The sequence below is a fragment of the Cupriavidus sp. HY129 genome (assembly GCF_059492215.1).
On sequence record NZ_CP083254.1, the window covers coordinates 2,096,675 to 2,115,524 of the forward strand.

An 18,850-nucleotide genomic window follows, 5' to 3' on the forward strand; every position below is an offset into this window, starting at 1 on the left:
ACCCCACAGGAGAACCCTACAAAATGAGTCACTTTCTCGATCGACTGAAGTTCCTGTCGCGCGTGAAGTCCACCTACTCGGACGGACACGGCGCGGTGGTCAACGAGGACCGCAAGTGGGAAAACACGTACCGCGGCCGCTGGCAGCACGACAAGATCGTGCGCTCGACGCACGGCGTCAACTGCACCGGTTCCTGCTCGTGGAAGGTCTACGTCAAAAACGGCCTGATTACCTGGGAAACCCAGCAGACCGACTATCCGCGCACGCGCCCCGATCTGCCCAACCATGAACCGCGCGGCTGCCCGCGTGGCGCGTCGTACAGCTGGTACGTCTACTCCGCACAGCGGGTGAAGTACCCCATGATTCGCGGCCGCCTGATGGAAATGTGGCGCGAGGCCCGCAAGACGATGGACCCGATTTCCGCCTGGGAATCGATCAGCCAGAACCCGGAGAAGGCCCGCCGCTACAAGAGCGTGCGCGGCCAGGGCGGCTTCGTCCGCGCGGACTGGCAGACTGCCACCGAGATCATCGCGGCGGCCAATGCCTACACGATCAAGCAGTATGGCCCCGACCGCGTGATCGGCTTCTCGCCGATTCCGGCCATGTCGATGGTGTCGTACGCCGCCGGCGCGCGCTACCTGAGCCTGATCGGCGGCGCCTGCCTGTCCTTCTACGACTGGTACTGCGATCTGCCGCCGGCCAGCCCGCAGATCTGGGGCGAGCAGACCGACGTGCCGGAATCCGCCGACTGGTACAACAGCACCTACCTGATGGTGTGGGGCTCGAACGTGCCGCAGACGCGCACGCCGGACGCCCACTTCTACACCGAGGTGCGCTACAAGGGCACCAAGACCGTGGCTGTGTCTTCGGACTTCGGCGAAATGGTCAAGTTCGGTGACATCTGGCTCGCGCCGAAGCAAGGTACCGATGCCGCCCTGGCGATGGCCATGGGCCACGTGGTGCTCAAGGAGTTCCACACCACCGGCAAGTCGGCCTACTTCCGCGACTATGTGAAGCAGTACACCGACATGCCGTTGCTGGTGCTGCTGCGCGAGCAGGACGGCACGCTGGTGCCCGATCACTTCCTCCGCGCTTCGCACCTGGACGGCAATCTCGACCAGGCGAACCATCCCGAATGGAAAACGCTGGCGATCGACGACGCCACGGGCGAAATCGTCGCGCCGAATGGTTCGATCGGCTTCCGCTGGGGCGAGGCCGCCCACGACAACGGCGCGAAGGTCGGCCGCTGGAACCTGGAGATGAAGGATGGCGGCAGTGGCCGCGAGATCGACCAGCGTCTGTCGCTGATCGGTCATGAGGATGAAGTGGTCGAAGTCGGCTTCCCGTACTTCGGTGGCGAACACGATGCCCTGCTCAAGCGCCGCGTGCCCACGCGCCGCCTGACGCTGGCCGACGGCACCACGGTTCACGTGGCCACCGTCTATGACCTGCAGATGGCCAACTACGGCGTCGACCAGGGCCTTAGCGGCCCGAACGTCGCCACGTCGTATGACGACGATGTGCCCTACACCCCTGCCTGGCAGGAAAAGCACACGTCCGTGCCGCGCAACCTCGTCATCCAGGTCGCCCGCGAATTCGCCGACAACGCCGACCGCACGCAGGGCAAGAGCATGGTCATCGTTGGCGCCGCGCTGAACCACTGGTACCACAACGACATGATCTACCGCGGCATCATCAACCTGTTGATGATGTGCGGCTGCATCGGCAAGAGCGGTGGCGGCTGGGCACACTACGTCGGCCAGGAAAAGCTGCGGCCGCAGTTCGGCTGGGCGCCGCTGGCGTTCGGGCTGGACTGGTCGCGCCCGCCGCGCCATATGAACGGCACGTCGTTCTTCTACAACCACACCAGCCAGTGGCGTCACGAGAAGCTCGGTGTCGACGAAATCCTCGCGCCGACTGCCGACCGCGCGCGCTACGACAAGCTGTCGCTGCTCGACCTGAACGCCAAGTCCGAACGGATGGGCTGGTTGCCTTCCGCGCCGCAACTGGGCCGGAACCCGCTCGATGTGGTGGCCGAGGCCCGCGCCGCCGGCAAGGACCCGATCGCGGATACCGTGGAGCAACTGAAGTCCGGCAAGCTGCAGTTCGCCTGCGACGACCCTGACAATCCCGCCAACTTCCCGCGCAACATGTTTGTGTGGCGCTCGAATATTCTCGGCAGCTCCGGCAAGGGCCACGAGTACTTCCTCAAGTACCTGCTCGGCACGCAGAACGCCGTGTTCGGCGATGAGAACGATGCGATCAAGCCCAGCGAAGTCACAGTTCGGCCGGCCGCCGAAGGCAAGCTCGACCTGCTGACCGTGCTCGACTTCCGCATGAGCACCACCTGCCTCTACGGCGACATCGTGCTGCCGACGGCCACGTGGTACGAAAAGGACGACCTGAACACGTCCGACATGCACCCGTTCATCCACCCGCTCTCGGAAGCCGTGCAGCCGCTCTGGGAAAGCAAGACGGACTGGGAAATCTACAAGGCGATCGCGAAAACATTCAGCGAGATTGCCGGCCCGTACCTTGGCACACGCGAGGATCTGGTCTGCACCCCGCTGCTGCACGACACCCCGGGTGAGCTGGGCCAGCCGTTCGAGCCGAAGGACTGGAAGCACGGCGAGTGCGACCTGATCCCAGGCAAGACCGCGCCGTCGATGACCGTGGTGGAACGCAACTATCACGACATCTACAAGAAGTTCACGTCGATCGGCCCGCTGCTCGACAAGCTTGGCAACGGCGGCAAGGGCATCAACTGGAACACCGAGCACGAAGTGCACGAGATCGGCCACCTGAGCAAGACGGTGACCGAGCCGGGCGTCAGCCAGGGCCGTCCGCGCCTGGAAACCGCGATTGACGCCGCGGAGATGATCCTGACGTTCGCGCCCGAAACCAACGGCCACGTGGCCGTCAAGGCCTGGGACGCGCTGTCGAAGATCACCGGCCGCGACCACACGCACCTGGCTGTCGGCCGCGAGCACGACAAGATCCGCTTCCGCGACGTGCAGGCCCAGCCGCGCAAGATCATCTCGGCGCCGACGTGGTCAGGACTCGAGTCCGAGGAAGTCAGCTACAACGCCGGCTATACCAACGTGCACGAGCTGATTCCATGGCGCACGCTGACGGGCCGTCAGCAGTTCTACCAGGATCACCGCTGGATGCTCGACTTCGGCGAAGGCGCGTGCGTGTACAAGCCGGCGATCGACACCAAGACGATCAGCCCGATGCTCGGCAAGAAGCCGAACGGCAACCCCGAACTGGTGCTGAACTGGATCACCCCGCACCAGAAGTGGGGCATCCACTCCACGTACTCCGACAACCTGCGGATGCTGACGCTGTCGCGCGGCGGCCCGCACGTGTGGATCTCGGAAGTGGAAGCCAAGGCCAACGGCATTCGCGACAACGACTGGGTCGAGGTCTTCAACGTCAACGGCACGCTGACGGCGCGGGTGGTCGTATCGCAGCGCGTTCCGCAAGGGATGTGCCTGATGTACCACGCCCAGGAAAAGATCGTGAACGTGCCTGGGGCCGAGACCAGCGGTATGCGCGGCGGTATCCATAACTCGGTCACCCGCGCGGTGACCAAGCCCACGCACATGATCGGCGGCTACGCGCAACTGGCTTACGGCTTCAACTACTACGGCACCGTCGGCAGCAACCGCGACGAGTTCGTGATCCTGCGCAAGATGAACAAGGTGGACTGGCTCGACCAGCCGCTACGAGAAGAACGTACCTCTGCAAACGAAGCAGAAAAGATCGAAGGAGCAAGGTAATGAAGATTCGTGCCCAGGTAGCCATGGTGCTGAACCTCGACAAGTGCATCGGCTGCCACACCTGCTCCGTGACGTGCAAGAACGTATGGACAAGCCGTGAAGGTGTCGAGTACGCATGGTTCAACAACGTCGAGACCAAGCCCGGTGTCGGCTTCCCAAAGGAATGGGAGAACCAGGACAAGTGGCAAGGCGGCTGGAAGCGCAATGCCGACGGCAGCCTCACGCCCCGTCAGGGCGGCAAGGCGAAGATCCTGGCGAACATCTTCGCCAACCCGAACCTGCCGCAGATCGACGACTACTACGAGCCGTTCACCTTCGACTACGAGCATCTCCAGAATGCCCCGCTGATGCAGACGCCGCCCACGGCGCGTCCCGTATCGGCGATCACCGGCAAGAAGATGGAGAAGATCGAATGGGGTCCGAACTGGGAAGACGACCTCGGGGGCGAGTTCGACCAGCGCAGCCGCGACAAGCTGTTTGAAGACATCCAGAAGGACATGTACTCGACGTTCGAGAACACCTTCATGATGTATTTGCCGCGCCTATGCGAGCACTGCCTGAACCCGACCTGCGTGGCGTCCTGCCCCTCCGGCTCGGTCTACAAGCGCGAGGAAGACGGCATCGTGCTGGTCGATCAGGACAAGTGCCGCGGCTGGCGCATGTGCGTGTCGGGCTGCCCGTACAAGAAGATCTACTTCAACTGGCAGACCGGCAAGGCCGAGAAGTGCGTGTTCTGCTATCCGCGTATCGAGGCCGGGCAACCGACGGTCTGCTCGGAAACCTGCGTGGGCCGCATCCGCTATCTCGGGGTGATGCTCTATGACGCCGACCGCATCGAGCAGGCCGCGTCAGTGGCTGACGAGCGCGATCTGTACCAGTCGCAACTCGACGTCTTCCTCGATCCGCACGATCCGAAGATCCAGGCCGAGGCGCTGCGTCAGGGCATCCCGCAGAGCTGGCTGGACGCCGCGGTCAAGTCGCCGGTCTACAAGATGGCCTGCGAGTGGAAGGTGGCCTTCCCGCTGCACCCGGAATACCGCACGCTGCCAATGGTCTGGTACATCCCGCCGCTCTCGCCGATCCAGTCGGCCGCCGAATCTGGCTTCATGGGCATGAACGGCGTGATCCCGGACGTGAAGAGCCTGCGCATTCCGGTCAAGTATCTTGCGAACCTGCTGACCGCAGGCGATGTGAATCCGGTGCTGTCCGCGCTGGAACGCATGCTGGCGATGCGCGCATACAAGCGCTCTGAATCGGTAGACGGCCTGCAGGACCTGGCCGTGCTCGAACAGGTGGGGCTGACGCCCGCGCAGGTCGAGGACATGTACCAGATCATGGCCATCGCCAACTACGAGGACCGCTTCGTCGTGCCGTCGTCCCACAAGGAAATGGCGGAAGACAGCTTCGACGAGAAGGGAAGCTGCGGTTTCAGCTTCGGCAACGGCTGCTCGGGTGGCACGTCGGACGGCTCGCTGTTCGGCACGAAGAAGCCCAAGCCAGAAGTGTCGTACGCCGACTTGCCGCGCTCGCGCCGCAAGGCCATCACCGGTTAAAGGAAGGAGTTCGAATCATGCCCATTCATCAGGTACTCAGCACCCTGCTCTGCTACCCCGAACAGGAATGGCTCGACAGCCTCGAGGAAGCCAACCTCGCGCTGGTCGAATGGCCGCAGGCGCGGGACATGCTGACGCCGCTGCTCGACGAGCTGCGCAGCCGCCCGCTGATCGAGCTGCAGGAAAACTACGTCGCCACGTTCGATCGCAGCCCGTCCCACTCGCTGCATCTGTTCGAGCATGTGCATGGCGAAAGCCGCGACCGTGGCCAGGCCATGGTCGACCTGATCGACGAGTACCGTCGTGACGGCTTCGAGCCGCTGGAGACCGAACTGCCCGACTACGTACCGCTGTTCCTGGAGTATCTCGGCGCGTTGTCGCTGGATGGCAAGGAAGAGCGCGCGGAGCAGTTGCTCGGTGACGCGATCCACGTGCTGGCCGCCATCGGCGACCGCCTGGCCCGCAAGGAAAGTCCATATGCCGCCGTCTTCAGGGTGCTGCGCACGCTGACCGATGTGCAGCCCGTCGCGCAGCAGGATCCTCCGGTGCGTGACATGGATGAAGCCATGGAAACGTTCGGCCCCGGCGCCGATGGCGTGGAACCGCTGCTTGGCGTGAAGCCAGCCGTCGACGTGATCACGTTCCATAAGCGCGCCGCGCCGTCCCCTCGCCCGTGAGCCCGTCCATTACAAGGAACCAACCAGAGCCACTACCATGAACCTGGTCCATCAATTTATCTTCGGAATCTATCCCTACATCGCAGCCGCCATCTTCCTGTTCGGCAGCCTGGCGCGCTTCGAGCGCGAGCAGTACACCTGGAAGTCGGACAGTTCGCAGATGCTCTATCGCGGTAACCTGCGCACGGGCAACATCCTGTTCCACGTGGGCATCCTTGGCCTGTTCTTCGGCCATCTCGTCGGCCTGCTGACGCCGGTCGTGGTGTGGGACACGCTTGGCGTGTCGCATGGCCTCAAGCAGGCCATCGCCATGAGCGCCGGCGGCGTCATGGGCACGATGTGCCTGGCCGGCCTGCTGATCCTGCTGCATCGTCGCCTGACCAACGCACGCGTGTCCGCCGTCACGCGCTTCGGTGACAAGGTCCTGCTGCTGTGGCTGCTGGTCACGCTGCTGCTGGGTCTGTCGACGATCTTCGAGTCGGCCAGCCACATGGACGGCCACATGATGGTGCAACTGATGACCTGGGCACAGCACATCGTCACGCTGCGCGCGGATGCGGCCAGCTATGTGGCCGAGGCCCCGCTGCTCTTCAAGGCGCACCTGTTCATGGGCATCTCGCTGTTCGCGATCTTCCCGTTCACGCGATTGGTGCACGTCTGGAGCGGCTTTGCCTCGGTGACCTACCTGGGACGCGCCTGGCAACTCGTCCGGGGCCGGTAAGGCCGTGTCCCCATGCACGAGATCGAACGTCTGCTCAAGGGCTTCGAACGGTTCCAGCGGCGCTACTTCGAGGCCAGGCCGGAACTCTTCGATGCCCTGCGCACGGGTCAGAACCCCCAGACGCTGCTGATCGGCTGTAGCGATTCGCGCGTGGACCCGGGCCTGCTGCTCGGCTGCGATCCGGGAGAGCTGTTCACGGTACGCAACGTCGCCAACCTCGTACCGCCGTGCGGGGATGGCGCCAGCGGGCGGCTCCACGGTGTCTCGGCGGCGATCCAGTTCGCCGTGGAGCAGTTGCATGTGGCCCGAATCATCGTCATGGGCCACGCGGGGTGTGGCGGCATCCGTGCTTTGCTGGCCCGTCCGCAAGACGCCGCTACGAACGCGCCGCAGGACTTCATCGGGCCCTGGGTCCGCATTGCAGGCCCTGCCCGGCGCATGGTCGAGCAGACGCTGCCCAACGCCAGTCCCGCTGAACGGCAGCGCGCATGCGAACAGGCAGCGATCCTGGTGTCGCTGCGCAATCTCGAGAGTTTTCCGTTCGTCCGCGAGGCCTGCGAGCGCGGTGCGCTCACGCTGCATGGCTGGTACTTCGACCTCCAGGCGGGCGCGTTGCTGGCCTACTCGGAAAGGGCAGACGATTTCCTGCCGCTGGTCTGCCCTCTGACACTGGAGGCGCGCCCGCATCGTCAACCGTCGAATCGCCCCAGCATTGACAGCGGTCAAGCCGAAATACTGGGTTCTTAATAATGATGTCGGCATTTGCCCCACTTGCTGGCGACCCCATGCCAACCCTGCGCTGGATCTGCATTCCCATCCTTTCGTGTATGACCGCCACGGCTATCGCCGCCGAACCACCCGCGGCCACCCCGGCGCCTGCCAGACAAGCCGAGCTTTTCCGCCTGCTGCGCGATGACTGCGGCGCCTGTCATGGCATGACGCTGCAGGGAGGGCTCGGATCACCGCTGACGGCTGCGGCGCTGGCCGACAAACCGCGCGACGGACTCGTCGCCACGGTGCTTCAGGGCAGGCCGGGAACCGCCATGCCGCCGTGGCAACCATTCATGACACAGGACGAAGCACGATGGCTGATCGATCGACTCCAATCCGGGCACGTGCCCGCCGTACCGAAACCATGATGCGCCGCACCGCACTTCCCGTCGTGCTGGCACTGAGCGTGCTGCTCTCCGGCTGCGCCACCGCAGTACGTGGCACCGGCGATATGGGCGTCGTGGTCGAGCGCGCCGCCGGCCGCATCCAGGTCGTGGAAACCTCGGGCATGACCCGATTGGCGACGATAGATGGCTTCGGTGACCTGTCGCACGCCAGCGTGGTCTTCGCGCGAGACGGCCGGTACGCCTACGTCTTCGGCCGCGACGGTGGCCTGACCCGCGTGGACCTGCTGGATGCCAAGGTGACCCACCGTACCATCCAGGCAGGCAACAGCATCGGCGGCGCTATTACCCAGGATGGCTGCGTGGTGGCCGCGCAGAATTACGAGCCCGGTGGCATCCGGTTGTTCGATGCCGCCACGCTCGAACCGCTCGCCGACATCCCCGCCATCGGCCCGGACGGGCGACGCTCGAAGGTTGTCGGTCTGGCCGACCTGCCCGGCAAGCGGCTGGCGGCGAGCCTGTTCGACGCAGGCGAGATCTGGATCATCGACGTGGCCGATCCGCGCCACCCCAAAGTCACCAAGCTGCCGGCAGGCAAGCAGCCTTATGACGGGCTGGTAACGCCGGACGGCCGCTGGTATCTGGCGGGACTATTCGGGGAAGATGGCCTGGCGCTGGTGGACCTGTGGCAAACCCCGCCCGCCGCGCGGCATGTCCTGTCCGGCTACGGACGTGGCTCCGCGCCGCTGCCCGTCTACAAGATGCCGCACCTGCGCGGCTGGGCCATGGCGCAGGGCAAGGCCTGGCTGCCCGCCATCGGGCGTCATGAAGTGCTCATCGCGGATACCGCCAACGCCTGGCAGGAAGCCGGACGCGTGGAAGTTGCGGGCCAGCCGGTGTTCGTGATGGCGCAGCCGGACGGACGACAGGTCTGGGTGAACTTCGCGTTCCCGAACAACGAAACCGTCCAGGTCATCGACACAGCCACCCGGAAGGTCGTGCGCACGCTCAAGCCTTGCCGTGGCGTGCTGCACATGGAGTTCACGCCCAAAGGCGAGGCAGTCTGGCTGTCGTGCCGCGACGACAATCGCGTGGTGGTCTACGACACGACTACCTACGAGCCGTTGACCACGCTGCCGGCGGACCATCCAAGCGGCATCTTCTTCACCTCGCGCGCGCAGCGCTTCGGGATGTGACCATGACGCTGGACGACCTGGACCGCCGCATCATCGACGCCTTGCAGCTTGGACTGCCTATTACGCCTCGGCCCTACGCCGACGCGGCGCAGTCGCTCGGCATCAACGAGGGCACGTTGCTTGGCCGGCTGCAGGCGCTGCTGGATGCGGGAATCCTGACCCGGTTCGGGCCGATGTACCAGGTCGAGCGCGTTGGGGGGCGTTTCATGCTCTGCGCATGCCATGCCCCCGTCGATCGCCTGGAAGCCGTGATCGAAGCCATCAATGCCTTTCCCGAAGTCGCCCACAACTACGAGCGCACACATCATCTGAACCTTTGGTTCGTGCTGGCTGTCGCGCGCGCGGAGGATGTCACCCCCACCCTGGAACGCATCGAGGTGGCCGCGGGCGTGAAGATCCTGCCGTTTCCAAAGGAACGCGAGTACTTCGTGCACCTCCATCTCCCGACATGACCCACGATTCGCTCGACCTCGCACTGATTCGCGCCACGCAACAAGGGCTGCCACTCGTGCCTGAACCCTTTGCCGCCATCGGCGCGTCGCTCGGCATCGACGAAAGCGAGGTCATTGCGCGGCTGCAGGCCATGCTGACACTTGGCACCTTGCGCCGCATCGGCGCGGTGCCCAATCACTACTTGCTGGGTTGGCGGGCCAACGGCATGACCGTTTGGGACGTTGACGACATGCATATCGACACGCTCGGCGAACGCGTTGGCGCGCTGCCGTTCGTGAGTCACTGCTACCGCCGCACGCGCCACACCCCGGATTGGCCGTACAACCTGTTCGCGATGGTCCACGCGCATACGCGGGAGGAAGCACAGGAACTCGTCGCCCGGATCGCAGCGTTGCTGGGTGATGCCTGCCGGGCCCACGACGTACTCTGGTCGACCCGGATCCTCAAGAAAACCGGTCTTCGGCTGCCAGCCACAGGAAACGTCTGATCATGCTCCGCGTGTCCCGATTCATGGAAGCGCTGTGTGACGGCGCGCCAACCTCCGCACTGCCCCGCGATCGCCGGAATGATGAAAGCCCCGTTGTCATCTGGCATCCGTGTGCGCACGACCCGTCCACGGCCGGCACCGGCACCGGCACCGAACTCGATACCACCGAGGCCCTGGCGTTGCTCGAGCAACTCCATCTCGCCCGGGTCCGCTCGCTGATCCTCTCCGGCAGCGATCCGATGGCACGCTCCGATTTCTTCAAAATCATCGCCCGGGCCCGCGAGCTGGACCTCAATGTGCTGCTGTCCACCGACGGTAGCCGCCTGACAGGCATGAACGCCGTCAAGCTGGCCGCCTATGGTCTCGACTACGTCGGTATCCAGATTGATGGTCTGCAGTACACGCACAACCATGTGCAACGCTCCCGCCACGCCTACCAACGTGCCTTGCGCGGCCTGCGCGCTGCCCGCAACGCCCACCTGAGAGTCGGGATGCGCATTGCACTGAGCCCGATGAACGCGGCGGAGTTGCCCGCGGTGGTGGCCCTGGCGGACAGCGAGCGTATCGACAGGTTTCACCTCTCTCAGCCCTGCCCTGCGGACTGCGCGCACGACTCCACCCAGAACACATCACTTCGTGACATGACGCGTGCTTCGCTCGAGTGGCTGTTCGATTATGTGTGGATGCGAGCGCAGAAAGGCAATGCAGGCGACTTCGTCACCAGCCAGCACGCGGCCAGCAGCGCCTATCTGCTGCATTGGGCCTCAACACGCGTGCCACACCATCTGGCGGCCATTCGCGAGCGTATCGCGTGCGCCAGCAAGGCCAAGGGCGCTGGCATCCTTCTGATCGATGCGCTCGGCCACGTCCATCGGGGCTCGGCCCGGCTCGATGAAACGTGCGGCAATGTACGCGAACGACCGTTCAGCGACATCGCCGAGCAACGCTTGATCCACGCGTAGTTCCCCAGAGCTACGCCGATCGTACGCGCCAGCATCTACTTTGATATTCGACAAGAGTGGGACACGGAGCCTGTGCCACGCTTGCCCGTCACTACTACGCATACAAGGTGAACTCAACATGACAGAGCATTGGTTGACGCTGGCCGGCCGGCGATTGCTGCCGATCGTGCAGGGCGGCATGGGCATCGGCATTTCGGCGCACAGGCTGGCGGGAACCGTTGCCAGTCAGAACGGCGTTGGCACCATTGCCAGTATCGACTTGCGCCACCATCATCCCGACCTGATGGCCCAAACCGCCGGTACGCGTGACAAGGCACGCATCGAGGCCGCCAACCTGGTGGCGCTGGACCGCGAAATCCGCGCCGCGCGCGAACTCTCGGAAGGACGCGGCCTGATCGCCGTGAACGTGATGAAGGCCGTCGGCTCGCACGCGCAACTGGTTCGCCAGGCTTGCGAGAGCGGCGCCGACGCGATCGTCATGGGTGCCGGCCTACCGCTGGACCTGCCCGATCTCGCCGCCGACCACCCGAAAGTTGCGTTGATTCCGATCCTCTCGGAATCGCGCGGCATCGGGCTGGTGATCCGCCGCTGGATGAAGAAAGGCCGACTGCCGGACGCCATCGTGGTCGAGCATCCCGCCCATGCGGGTGGCCACCTCGGTGCGTCAGCCATCGAGGATATTGGCGACGACCGCTTTTCGTTCGACCGTGTACTGGACGAGTGCCGCGAGTTGTTCAAGACGCTGGGCCTGACGTGGGGCAGCATCCCGCTGATTCTTGCCGGCGGCATGAACAACCACACCAAGATCCGGCATTGGCTCGACAAAGGCGCTGCCGCGGTGCAGGTCGGCACCGCCTTCGCCGTCACAGAGGAATCCGACGCGCATCCAGCCTTCAAGCACGTTCTGGCCACGGCGCGCCCGGAAACGTTGCGCGAATTCACCAGCGTAGCCGGTCTGCCCGCTCGTGCCGTGCTGACGCCCTGGCTGGCGAAGTACCTGTCAACAGAGAGCCGCTTGCAGCGCCGCGCGAAAACGCGCGATTGTCTGGAAGGATTCGATTGTCTGCAGGCGTGCGGCCTGCGCGATGGTATCGCCCGTATCGGCCAGTTCTGCATCGATCTCAAACTGGCGCAGGCAGTGCGCGGCGATGTGGAGCGTGGCCTGTTCTTCCGTGGCAAGGGCACGCTACCCTTCGGCGAGGCGATCCGTCCGGTTGCGGACCTGATGCACTATCTGCTGACAGGCGAGAAGCCGGCGGATCTGACGGAAGATACCGCCCGCGCCGTCAGCATGGCCTGATGCTCAGTTCGGCGGGACGCCATGTTCCGCCACGGCTGCCGCCACCCGTGGTGGCAGCCCACCCTGTTTGCGCATGACTCGCATACAGCGCAAGGCACGCAACAACTGCACGCCCAGCCATCCGTTCGCGATGGCGAACAGCACACCGCCAACCTTCGCCAGCAACCCCGGCGCCAACGGCACGGCCAGCAGCACGAGGAATGCCGCCAGCACCATCCACCCCTGCCTCTTCTGACTGTCCGGCGAGATGATCACCTGCATCGCCGGGACGCGCGCGCGCGGCGGCAACAGCCGGCGTAGATGCAACCAGACGAGGAACGGCACGATCTTGCCCAGCATCGCGTTCACGGGCAGCACCCCTCCCCCAATCAGCGCCAGCACGCCGATGTACCACTGCGCTGCAGCCGGCATCTGATTCGGCGCCAGAGCGCTGGCAGTCGTCAGCAATGCAGCCAGCAGCAGGCTCAGGGCGGACACTGGCCAAAGCACCCACTGTGGGTCATGTCGCCGCCTCGCGCGCCATGCGGCCTTCAATGCGCAGGCGCCGAGCACCATGGCGAACAGCAGCCAGGGCACGAGCGCGAATCGCTCAACCGCCCCGCCCGGCCGCGCAATCACGACGATGCTGAATACCAGCAGCAGTAGCCAATGCCCGTAAGGCAAACAGCGTTCGAGCCAGGACGGCAAACGCTCCGTCTGCCAGAACATCGGTAGTACGGTGGTGGCTACGCCGCTCACCAGCGCCGCCAGCCAGCCGCCTAGCCCCCACGCGACATGCAGCGCCAGCACCTGTTCGGGCGCCACCGTCCACATTCCACCGAACAGGCCAGCCAGCGCCGCACCGCCCAGTGCCGTAACGATCAACGGGGCGCCGATCCATGCCAACGTCCGCGTGGTTGCATCGACTGCGGCGACCCTGAAGCCCGCCGCCAGCAACAAGAGGCCTACGAGCGTCAGGAACGTCCCGCCGGTCGCGACGGCCCAGCGAAATGCCGTGGCGCCGCTACCAAGGAATCCGGCCGCGAGCGCGGCGGCGGTCCCGGCTCCCGCTACGGCGACGAATGGTGACACCAAGCCCGCGAACGGAACGGATACCCCCGCAACGACCGGCATCATCTGGAACAGGGCGCCGAGCATGACCGGCAACAACATCCCTAGCGCCAGTGCGTGGACGGCCGCCAATGCCAATGGCGCAAAGCGATCCGGCAGCGCGTCGACCGGGCCAAGTACCAGCAGCAAGCCAGCTACCACGCCAAGCCAGGGGGCAGGCATCAGGCAGCCAAACACCAAGCCGGGACGCGGCGCACTCGCGTAGTCAAGGTTGACGGCTTTCACCATGGCACGATTCGAGGTCTCAAGGGTGAGCGGCTTGTCCCGATGCGAAATCCGCCAACAGCGTATCCAGCCCCTTCACCTGGGCCTGACACATCGGGAACAGTACATTCTCTTCCTTGACGTTGTGCTGCTGCAGAAGCACGACCAGGGTATCGAGTTCGGCCGCCAGCGCGCCAACATCCTTCAGTTCCAACCATTCCCGCGCGTTGTCCAGCAGGCCACGCACCTCATCGTGTTCGTGGCGCATCACGGCGGTGGGGCCATTGCTGAATCCCACGGCTTGTTCGAACGCCGGAAACAAGCGCTGTTCTTCGGTACTGAAATTGCCCTGCAGGGCGGATTCCAAGCGCGCAAACGCACCGGCTGCGGCATCCCAGTCTTTCGCGCGCACGCAGGCTTCAACCTGCTCGATGGCTTCGTCGCAATCACGGTGTTGCCGCACCAGGGTGGTGATGGTCGTGGACATATCGCTTCTCCCGATCTCATGGTTTGATATGGCAACGATGCTAGGGCCACGTTAACGGCATGGATTTGATCGGGACCAAAACTCGCTGACTTACCACGTGCCTCGCTAAGCATATTGAAACCAAAAACTTCCTTGATCTAGCGCAGTAGAGCCACCATCACACGCTGGCACAATCCGCGGCAGGGCCGCCCGTCCCCACACTCATACTGCAGCATCACCCTGCAATATCACCCGCCGGGCCGCACCTTCCCAATGCTAGCCCCTACGACTCCAGATACCACCGCCCCCTTGCCTGACAACGGCCACGTGCCGGAAGCGGTCCGGCTGACACCATTGCGCCACCGGCTTTCCACGCGGATCATCCTGCTGTCGTTCGCGTCACTGATGGTGGTGCTGGGAATGATTTCAGGCACGCTGTATCTCTCCTGGAAGCTGGAAGGAGCCGGTGCCGCCATCAACGACGCCGGAAGCCTGCGGATGCGCGCAAACCGGGTCGCCATTGAACTGACCCGTGCCCAGAGCGGCAGTCCCAACGATCTGGCAGGGCAAGTCGCGGCGCTGGACGCCACGCTCGCGCAGTTGCGCCGTGGCAATCCGGCCCGCCCGCTATTCCTGCCCGACGAACCCGCGATCCGGGCCAAGCTTGACCTCGTCGTCGCGGACTGGCAGCAGCGCCTGAAGCCGCTTGCGGTGGCCACCGCAAGCACCACGCCTGCAAACGCCTACATCGATGCCCTGCCGGTTTTCGTCAATGAGGCCGACAGTCTGGTAAAGCTGATCGAACGCGATAACGCGCGTAAAACCGATCTGCTGCGACTCTCTCAGGCAAGCCTTGCGATCATCGCGTGCGTTGGCACGGTCGCTGTGATCTATCTGCTCTATCTCTGGATCATTCTGCCCGTGCTGCGTCTGCAGGATGGCCTGCAGCGCATGGCTGCCCGCGAGTTCTCGCTGCGCTTGCCCATCGCCACACGTGATGAATTCGGCACGCTGAACGCCGGCTTCAACCGCATGGCCGACGAACTTCAGGAGCTCTATCAGGATCTGGCGGCACGCGTGGACAGCAAGACTGCCGAGTTGGCGCGGCAAAATCGGGATCTGGAAGCCCTCTACGACATGACCGCCTTCCTGAACCGGGCCAGTGATGCCGAGGCGATGGCACGCGGATTCCTGGAACGCGTGATGCGCCAGTTCGAGGCCGACGGCGGGACCGTTCGTGTGATCGATGCCACGCACGGGAAGCTCCACCGACTTGCATCAGTGGGACTTTCGGATGAACTGGCGGACAACAGCCGCTGTAGCGCGATCCATGACTGTCACTGCGGGGCCGCAGCTGAAGCGGGCATGATTACGGTGACGGACCTGCGCCAGTTCGTGCGTCAGGGCTCCGAAACACCGGAGTCTCCCTGTGGCCGCGAAGGTTTCACGGGCATGGCGGCGTTCCGGCTCGACTCTCCGCGCGGCACGCTCGGCACATTCACGCTGCATTTCCGCAATCCGCGCGAACTGCCACCTTCCGATCGCCAACTGCTCCAAACCCTCGCCCGCCACCTTGGCACGGCACTGGAGCACCTGCGGCTTGCCGCCAGCGCGCGCCAGCTTGCGGTCGTCGAAGAGCGCAATCTGGTGGCGCAAGGATTGCACGACAGCATCGCGCAAGGCCTGAATTTCCTGAACCTTCAGGTACAACTGCTCGGCGATGCGGTGGAACGGAACGACAACGCGGAAACGCGCGAGATCGTGCCACTGCTGCGACACGGCGTGGAAGAAAGTTACCAGGACGTGCGCGAACTGCTGCACAACTTCCGCTCCCGGCTGACGACGGGCGACATGCGCCCAGCGGTGGAGGACACCGTCGCGCGCTTCCGCCGTCAATGCCGCACGGACGCCACATTGACGATCGAAGGAAGCGGACCGCCGCTGCAGCCGGAGCAGCAGCTACAGGTACTGTTCATCCTGCAGGAGGCGTTGTCGAACGTGCGCAAACATGCGATGGCCGAGCATGTCACGATCTCGCTCACGCAGGGGCGCGACTTCCGACTCGTCGTCCAGGACGATGGCGAAGGATTCGATCCTTCCGAATTCGACGGCCAGGACAGCGCGCACGTCGGTCTGCACATCATGCAGGAACGGGCATCGCGGCTTGGCGCGACCCTGACGATCGACGCCCGCCCAGGGGCTGGCGTCCGCGTCGCCCTATCATTGCCGCGCGGCGAAACCATGGCGCAGCCAGACGAGTTGCTGGCGGCGCAGGAGTCTTCCCAATGACCATCCGTATCCTACTGATCGACGATCACACATTGTTCCGCTCGGGTGTTCGCGCGCTGCTGCAGCGGCAGAGCGATTTCGAAGTGGTCGACGAAGCCGCCGATGGCGTGGAAGGCATCAAACGGGCCAAGCAGCATCGACCGGACGTGATTCTGCTCGACCTGAATATGCCCGGCCTGTCAGGACTCGAAACCCTTCAACTGCTGACGGAGGATCTGCCGGAATGCGCGGTGATTGTGCTGACGGTATCCGAGGAAGGAGAAGAACTGGCCAGCGCCCTGCGCAGCGGCGCGCGGGGTTACCTGATCAAGAACATCGAGACCGAAGCGCTGACGAGCGCGATCCGGCGGGCTGCCGCAGGGGAGCCGGTGATCTCCGACACGATGACCGCCAAGCTCGTGCAGCAATTCAAGGCTCCGGCGGCCGCACCTGCCCTGCTAGAGCGTGGCGACGCGGCCCCTCTGACGGCGCGTGAGCGGGACATTGTGCGCGGACTGGTACGCGGCGAAAGCAACAAGATGATTGCGCGCGCGCTGGGCGTGGCGGAGAGCACGGTCAAGATTCACGTGCAGAACATTCTGAAGAAGCTCAATCTGGCCAGCCGCGTGCAAGTGGCCGTCTACGCGGTGGAGCATGGGCTCACCGCGTGAGGCAATCGAAGCCGGGGGCCATGGGCGCCCGGCCTCTCACTTATACGGCGCTCATGCGATTCAGTAATCCGAGCGCTGCACGCCCTGATCGGTACCCAGCAACAGCACATTTGCTCCGCGCAGGGCGAACAGACCAACGGTCACCACGCCGGGTAGCTGGTTGATTTGCTGCTCCAGCGCCCTCGGGTTCTCGATCTTCAGGCCCGAGACATCCAGAATGACGTTGCCGTTGTCGGTCTTGTAGATACCGCCTTCCTTGGTCATGCGCAGACGCGGCTGACCGCCTAGCGCCGCCAGGCTTCGGGCTACCGCCGCGCGTGCCATCGGGATCACCTCGACCGGCAGCGGAAATGCGCCCATCGTCGGCACCAGCTTGCTGCCGTCGGCAATGCACACGAATCGATCCGCCACCGAGGCAACGATCTTCTCGCGCGTCAGCGCGCCGCCACCGCCCTTGATCATCGCGCCGGAGTTGTCGATCTCGTCAGCGCCATCCACATAGACGGGAATGCTGTCGACCTCGTTCAGATCGAGCACATTGAAACCGTGCTGTTGCAAGCGGCGTGTGGAGGCCTCGGAACTCGACACCGCGCCCGCAAAGCGCTCTTTGAACGCCGCCACGGCGTCGATGAAGAGATTGGCGGTGGAGCCGGTGCCCACGCCAAGAACGGCGCCTTCGGGCACTTCCTGCTTCACATAGTCAGCGGCAGCTTGCGCGACCAGCGCCTTGAGTTCATCCTGAGTCATGACTACAGCCAGAAAAGCGTTGGGGAAACGCGTAGTGTAGCGGATTGGTTCCCCATCTCCGACGTTTACGCCACGCGCCACGCCGTTACAATGACCTCTCCCTCCGACGGAACCCAATCATGAACGAGCTTGAACAACTGAGGCAGTTCACCACGGTAGTGGCCGACACCGGCGACTTCCAGTTGATGAAGCAATACAAGCCACAGGACGCGACCACCAATCCGTCGCTGATTTTCAAGGCGGTACAGAAGCCGGAATACCGCCCGCTGCTGGAACAGGCCGTGCGCGATCACCACGGCAATTCGGGGCTCGATGGCGTTATGGACCAGCTCCTGATTGCATTCGGCTGCGAGATCCTGGCCATCGTGCCCGGCCGCGTGTCGACCGAGGTCGACGCCCGTCTGTCGTTCGATACCGAGGCCACCGTTGCCAAGGCGCGCCACCTGATCGGCCTGTACGAGCAACGTGGCGTGGCACGCGAGCGCGTGTTGATCAAGATCGCCTCGACATGGGAAGGCATCCGCGCCGCCGAGGTCCTGCAACGCGAAAACATCCGCTGCAACATGACGCTGCTGTTCTCGCTGGCGCAGGCAGTGGCTTGTGCCGAGGCCGGCGCGCAGCTGATCTCCCCGTTCGTGGGCCGCATCCTCGACTGGTACAAGAAGCAGGCTGGCGAGAAATGGGACCCCGTGGCGAACGGCGGCGATAACGATCCCGGCGTGCGCTCGGTGCGTCAGATCTATGACTATTACAAGAAGTTTGGCTATGCGACCGAGGTCATGGGCGCCAGCTTCCGCAGCACCGATCAGATCCTGTCGCTGGCCGGCTGCGACCTGTTGACGATCAGTCCGGAACTGCTCGAGCAGCTTGCAGGCGGACAGGGTGCCGTTGCGCGCAAGTTGTCCGTGGAGCAGGCTCAAGCCGGCAACGTCGCACGAATCGCCGCAGATGAACCCGCCTTCCGCTGGCAACTCAACGAAGACGCGATGGCAACGGAGAAGCTCTCCGAAGGTATCCGCCTGTTCGCGGCCGATGCGGTGAAATTGGAAAAACTCGTCGGCGAACTGGCCGGTTGAGTCGGGATCGCGGCTCTATCCAACATCTTGGAGGGGGCCGCGGATCCGCAGTCGAACAGTCG

17 protein-coding genes are annotated in these 18,850 nt (G+C 64.2%); 14 read left to right on the top strand and 3 right to left on the bottom strand.

The genetic code is table 11. From position 1 onward, the window contains the following. Positions 1-23 precede the first annotated feature (23 nt). The 11 genes from K6G35_RS09465 to K6G35_RS09515 all read left to right on the top strand — a co-directional run bounded on the left by K6G35_RS09465 (position 24) and on the right by K6G35_RS09515 (position 12,246). On the top strand, positions 24-3,782 hold the full coding sequence (locus tag K6G35_RS09465; protein ID WP_495675607.1) for a nitrate reductase subunit alpha: 3,759 nt from the start codon (positions 24-26) through the stop codon (positions 3,780-3,782). After that, positions 3,782-5,335, top strand: coding sequence for a nitrate reductase subunit beta (gene narH, locus K6G35_RS09470; protein ID WP_008643816.1), 1,554 nt, complete (start codon positions 3,782-3,784; stop codon positions 5,333-5,335). The genes K6G35_RS09465 and narH overlap by 1 nt, the downstream gene beginning before the upstream one ends. Positions 5,336-5,352: 17 nt before the next feature. Beyond that, a complete protein-coding gene (gene narJ / locus K6G35_RS09475) occupies positions 5,353-6,012 on the top strand; it encodes a nitrate reductase molybdenum cofactor assembly chaperone (protein ID WP_186425021.1) in 660 nt (219 codons plus the stop codon). 37 nt (positions 6,013-6,049) lie between these two features. Next, positions 6,050-6,733 (top strand): respiratory nitrate reductase subunit gamma, encoded by a 684-nt coding sequence (gene narI, locus K6G35_RS09480; RefSeq protein WP_024570135.1) that lies wholly within the window; start codon positions 6,050-6,052, stop codon positions 6,731-6,733. A gap of 12 nt (positions 6,734-6,745) precedes the next feature. After that, the gene (locus K6G35_RS09485) at positions 6,746-7,480 is read left to right on the top strand and encodes a carbonic anhydrase (RefSeq protein ID WP_495675608.1); all 735 of its coding nucleotides are present in this window, start codon (positions 6,746-6,748) and stop codon (positions 7,478-7,480) included. Between the two features lie 38 nt (positions 7,481-7,518). Then, on the top strand, positions 7,519-7,872 hold the full coding sequence (locus K6G35_RS09490; RefSeq protein ID WP_008643808.1) for a c-type cytochrome: 354 nt from the start codon (positions 7,519-7,521) through the stop codon (positions 7,870-7,872). Next, positions 7,872-9,044 (top strand): cytochrome D1 domain-containing protein, encoded by a 1,173-nt coding sequence (locus tag K6G35_RS09495; RefSeq protein ID WP_495676341.1) that lies wholly within the window; start codon positions 7,872-7,874, stop codon positions 9,042-9,044. The genes K6G35_RS09490 and K6G35_RS09495 overlap by 1 nt, the downstream gene beginning before the upstream one ends. A 2-nt stretch (positions 9,045-9,046) precedes the next feature. Then, positions 9,047-9,496, top strand: coding sequence for an AsnC family transcriptional regulator (locus K6G35_RS09500; protein WP_008643806.1), 450 nt, complete (start codon positions 9,047-9,049; stop codon positions 9,494-9,496). Then, positions 9,493-9,984 (top strand): siroheme decarboxylase subunit beta, encoded by a 492-nt coding sequence (gene ahbB, locus K6G35_RS09505; protein WP_286882164.1) that lies wholly within the window; start codon positions 9,493-9,495, stop codon positions 9,982-9,984. The genes K6G35_RS09500 and ahbB overlap by 4 nt, the downstream gene beginning before the upstream one ends. Before the next feature lie 2 nt (positions 9,985-9,986). Then, positions 9,987-10,946 (top strand): radical SAM/SPASM domain-containing protein, encoded by a 960-nt coding sequence (locus K6G35_RS09510; RefSeq protein ID WP_495675609.1) that lies wholly within the window; start codon positions 9,987-9,989, stop codon positions 10,944-10,946. 118 nt (positions 10,947-11,064) lie between these two features. Beyond that, the gene (locus tag K6G35_RS09515) at positions 11,065-12,246 is read left to right on the top strand and encodes an NAD(P)H-dependent flavin oxidoreductase (protein WP_008643802.1); all 1,182 of its coding nucleotides are present in this window, start codon (positions 11,065-11,067) and stop codon (positions 12,244-12,246) included. Positions 12,247-12,249: 3 nt separating this feature from the next. Here K6G35_RS09515 and K6G35_RS09520 read toward each other — a convergent pair whose 3' ends face one another. Both K6G35_RS09520 and K6G35_RS09525 read right to left on the bottom strand, forming a co-directional pair. Next, positions 12,250-13,584: a hypothetical protein gene (locus K6G35_RS09520; RefSeq protein ID WP_186425014.1), complete on the bottom strand. Its 1,335-nt coding sequence runs from the start codon at positions 13,582-13,584 to the stop codon at positions 12,250-12,252. A gap of 16 nt (positions 13,585-13,600) precedes the next feature. Next, positions 13,601-14,047, bottom strand: coding sequence for a hemerythrin domain-containing protein (locus K6G35_RS09525; protein WP_186425013.1), 447 nt, complete (start codon positions 14,045-14,047; stop codon positions 13,601-13,603). A 252-nt stretch (positions 14,048-14,299) separates the two neighbouring features. On the opposite strand from K6G35_RS09525, the gene K6G35_RS09530 reads away from it, so the two are divergent. Then, positions 14,300-16,315: a type IV pili methyl-accepting chemotaxis transducer N-terminal domain-containing protein gene (locus K6G35_RS09530; protein ID WP_495675610.1), complete on the top strand. Its 2,016-nt coding sequence runs from the start codon at positions 14,300-14,302 to the stop codon at positions 16,313-16,315. Then, positions 16,312-16,965 carry a response regulator gene (locus K6G35_RS09535; RefSeq protein ID WP_186425011.1) on the top strand — a complete coding sequence of 218 codons (654 nt, stop codon included), beginning with the start codon at positions 16,312-16,314 and terminating at the stop codon, positions 16,963-16,965. Before K6G35_RS09530 ends, K6G35_RS09535 begins: the two co-directional genes overlap by 4 nt. Before the next feature lie 60 nt (positions 16,966-17,025). Here K6G35_RS09535 and rpiA read toward each other — a convergent pair whose 3' ends face one another. Further along, positions 17,026-17,712 carry a ribose-5-phosphate isomerase RpiA gene (rpiA, locus tag K6G35_RS09540; RefSeq protein WP_286882170.1) on the bottom strand — a complete coding sequence of 229 codons (687 nt, stop codon included), beginning with the start codon at positions 17,710-17,712 and terminating at the stop codon, positions 17,026-17,028. Between the two features lie 119 nt (positions 17,713-17,831). Here rpiA and tal point away from each other — a divergent pair, with 119 nt between their 5' ends. Beyond that, complete coding sequence (tal, locus tag K6G35_RS09545) at positions 17,832-18,788, top strand: transaldolase (RefSeq protein WP_495675611.1); 957 nt, start codon at positions 17,832-17,834, stop codon at positions 18,786-18,788. Positions 18,789-18,850 lie beyond the last annotated feature (62 nt).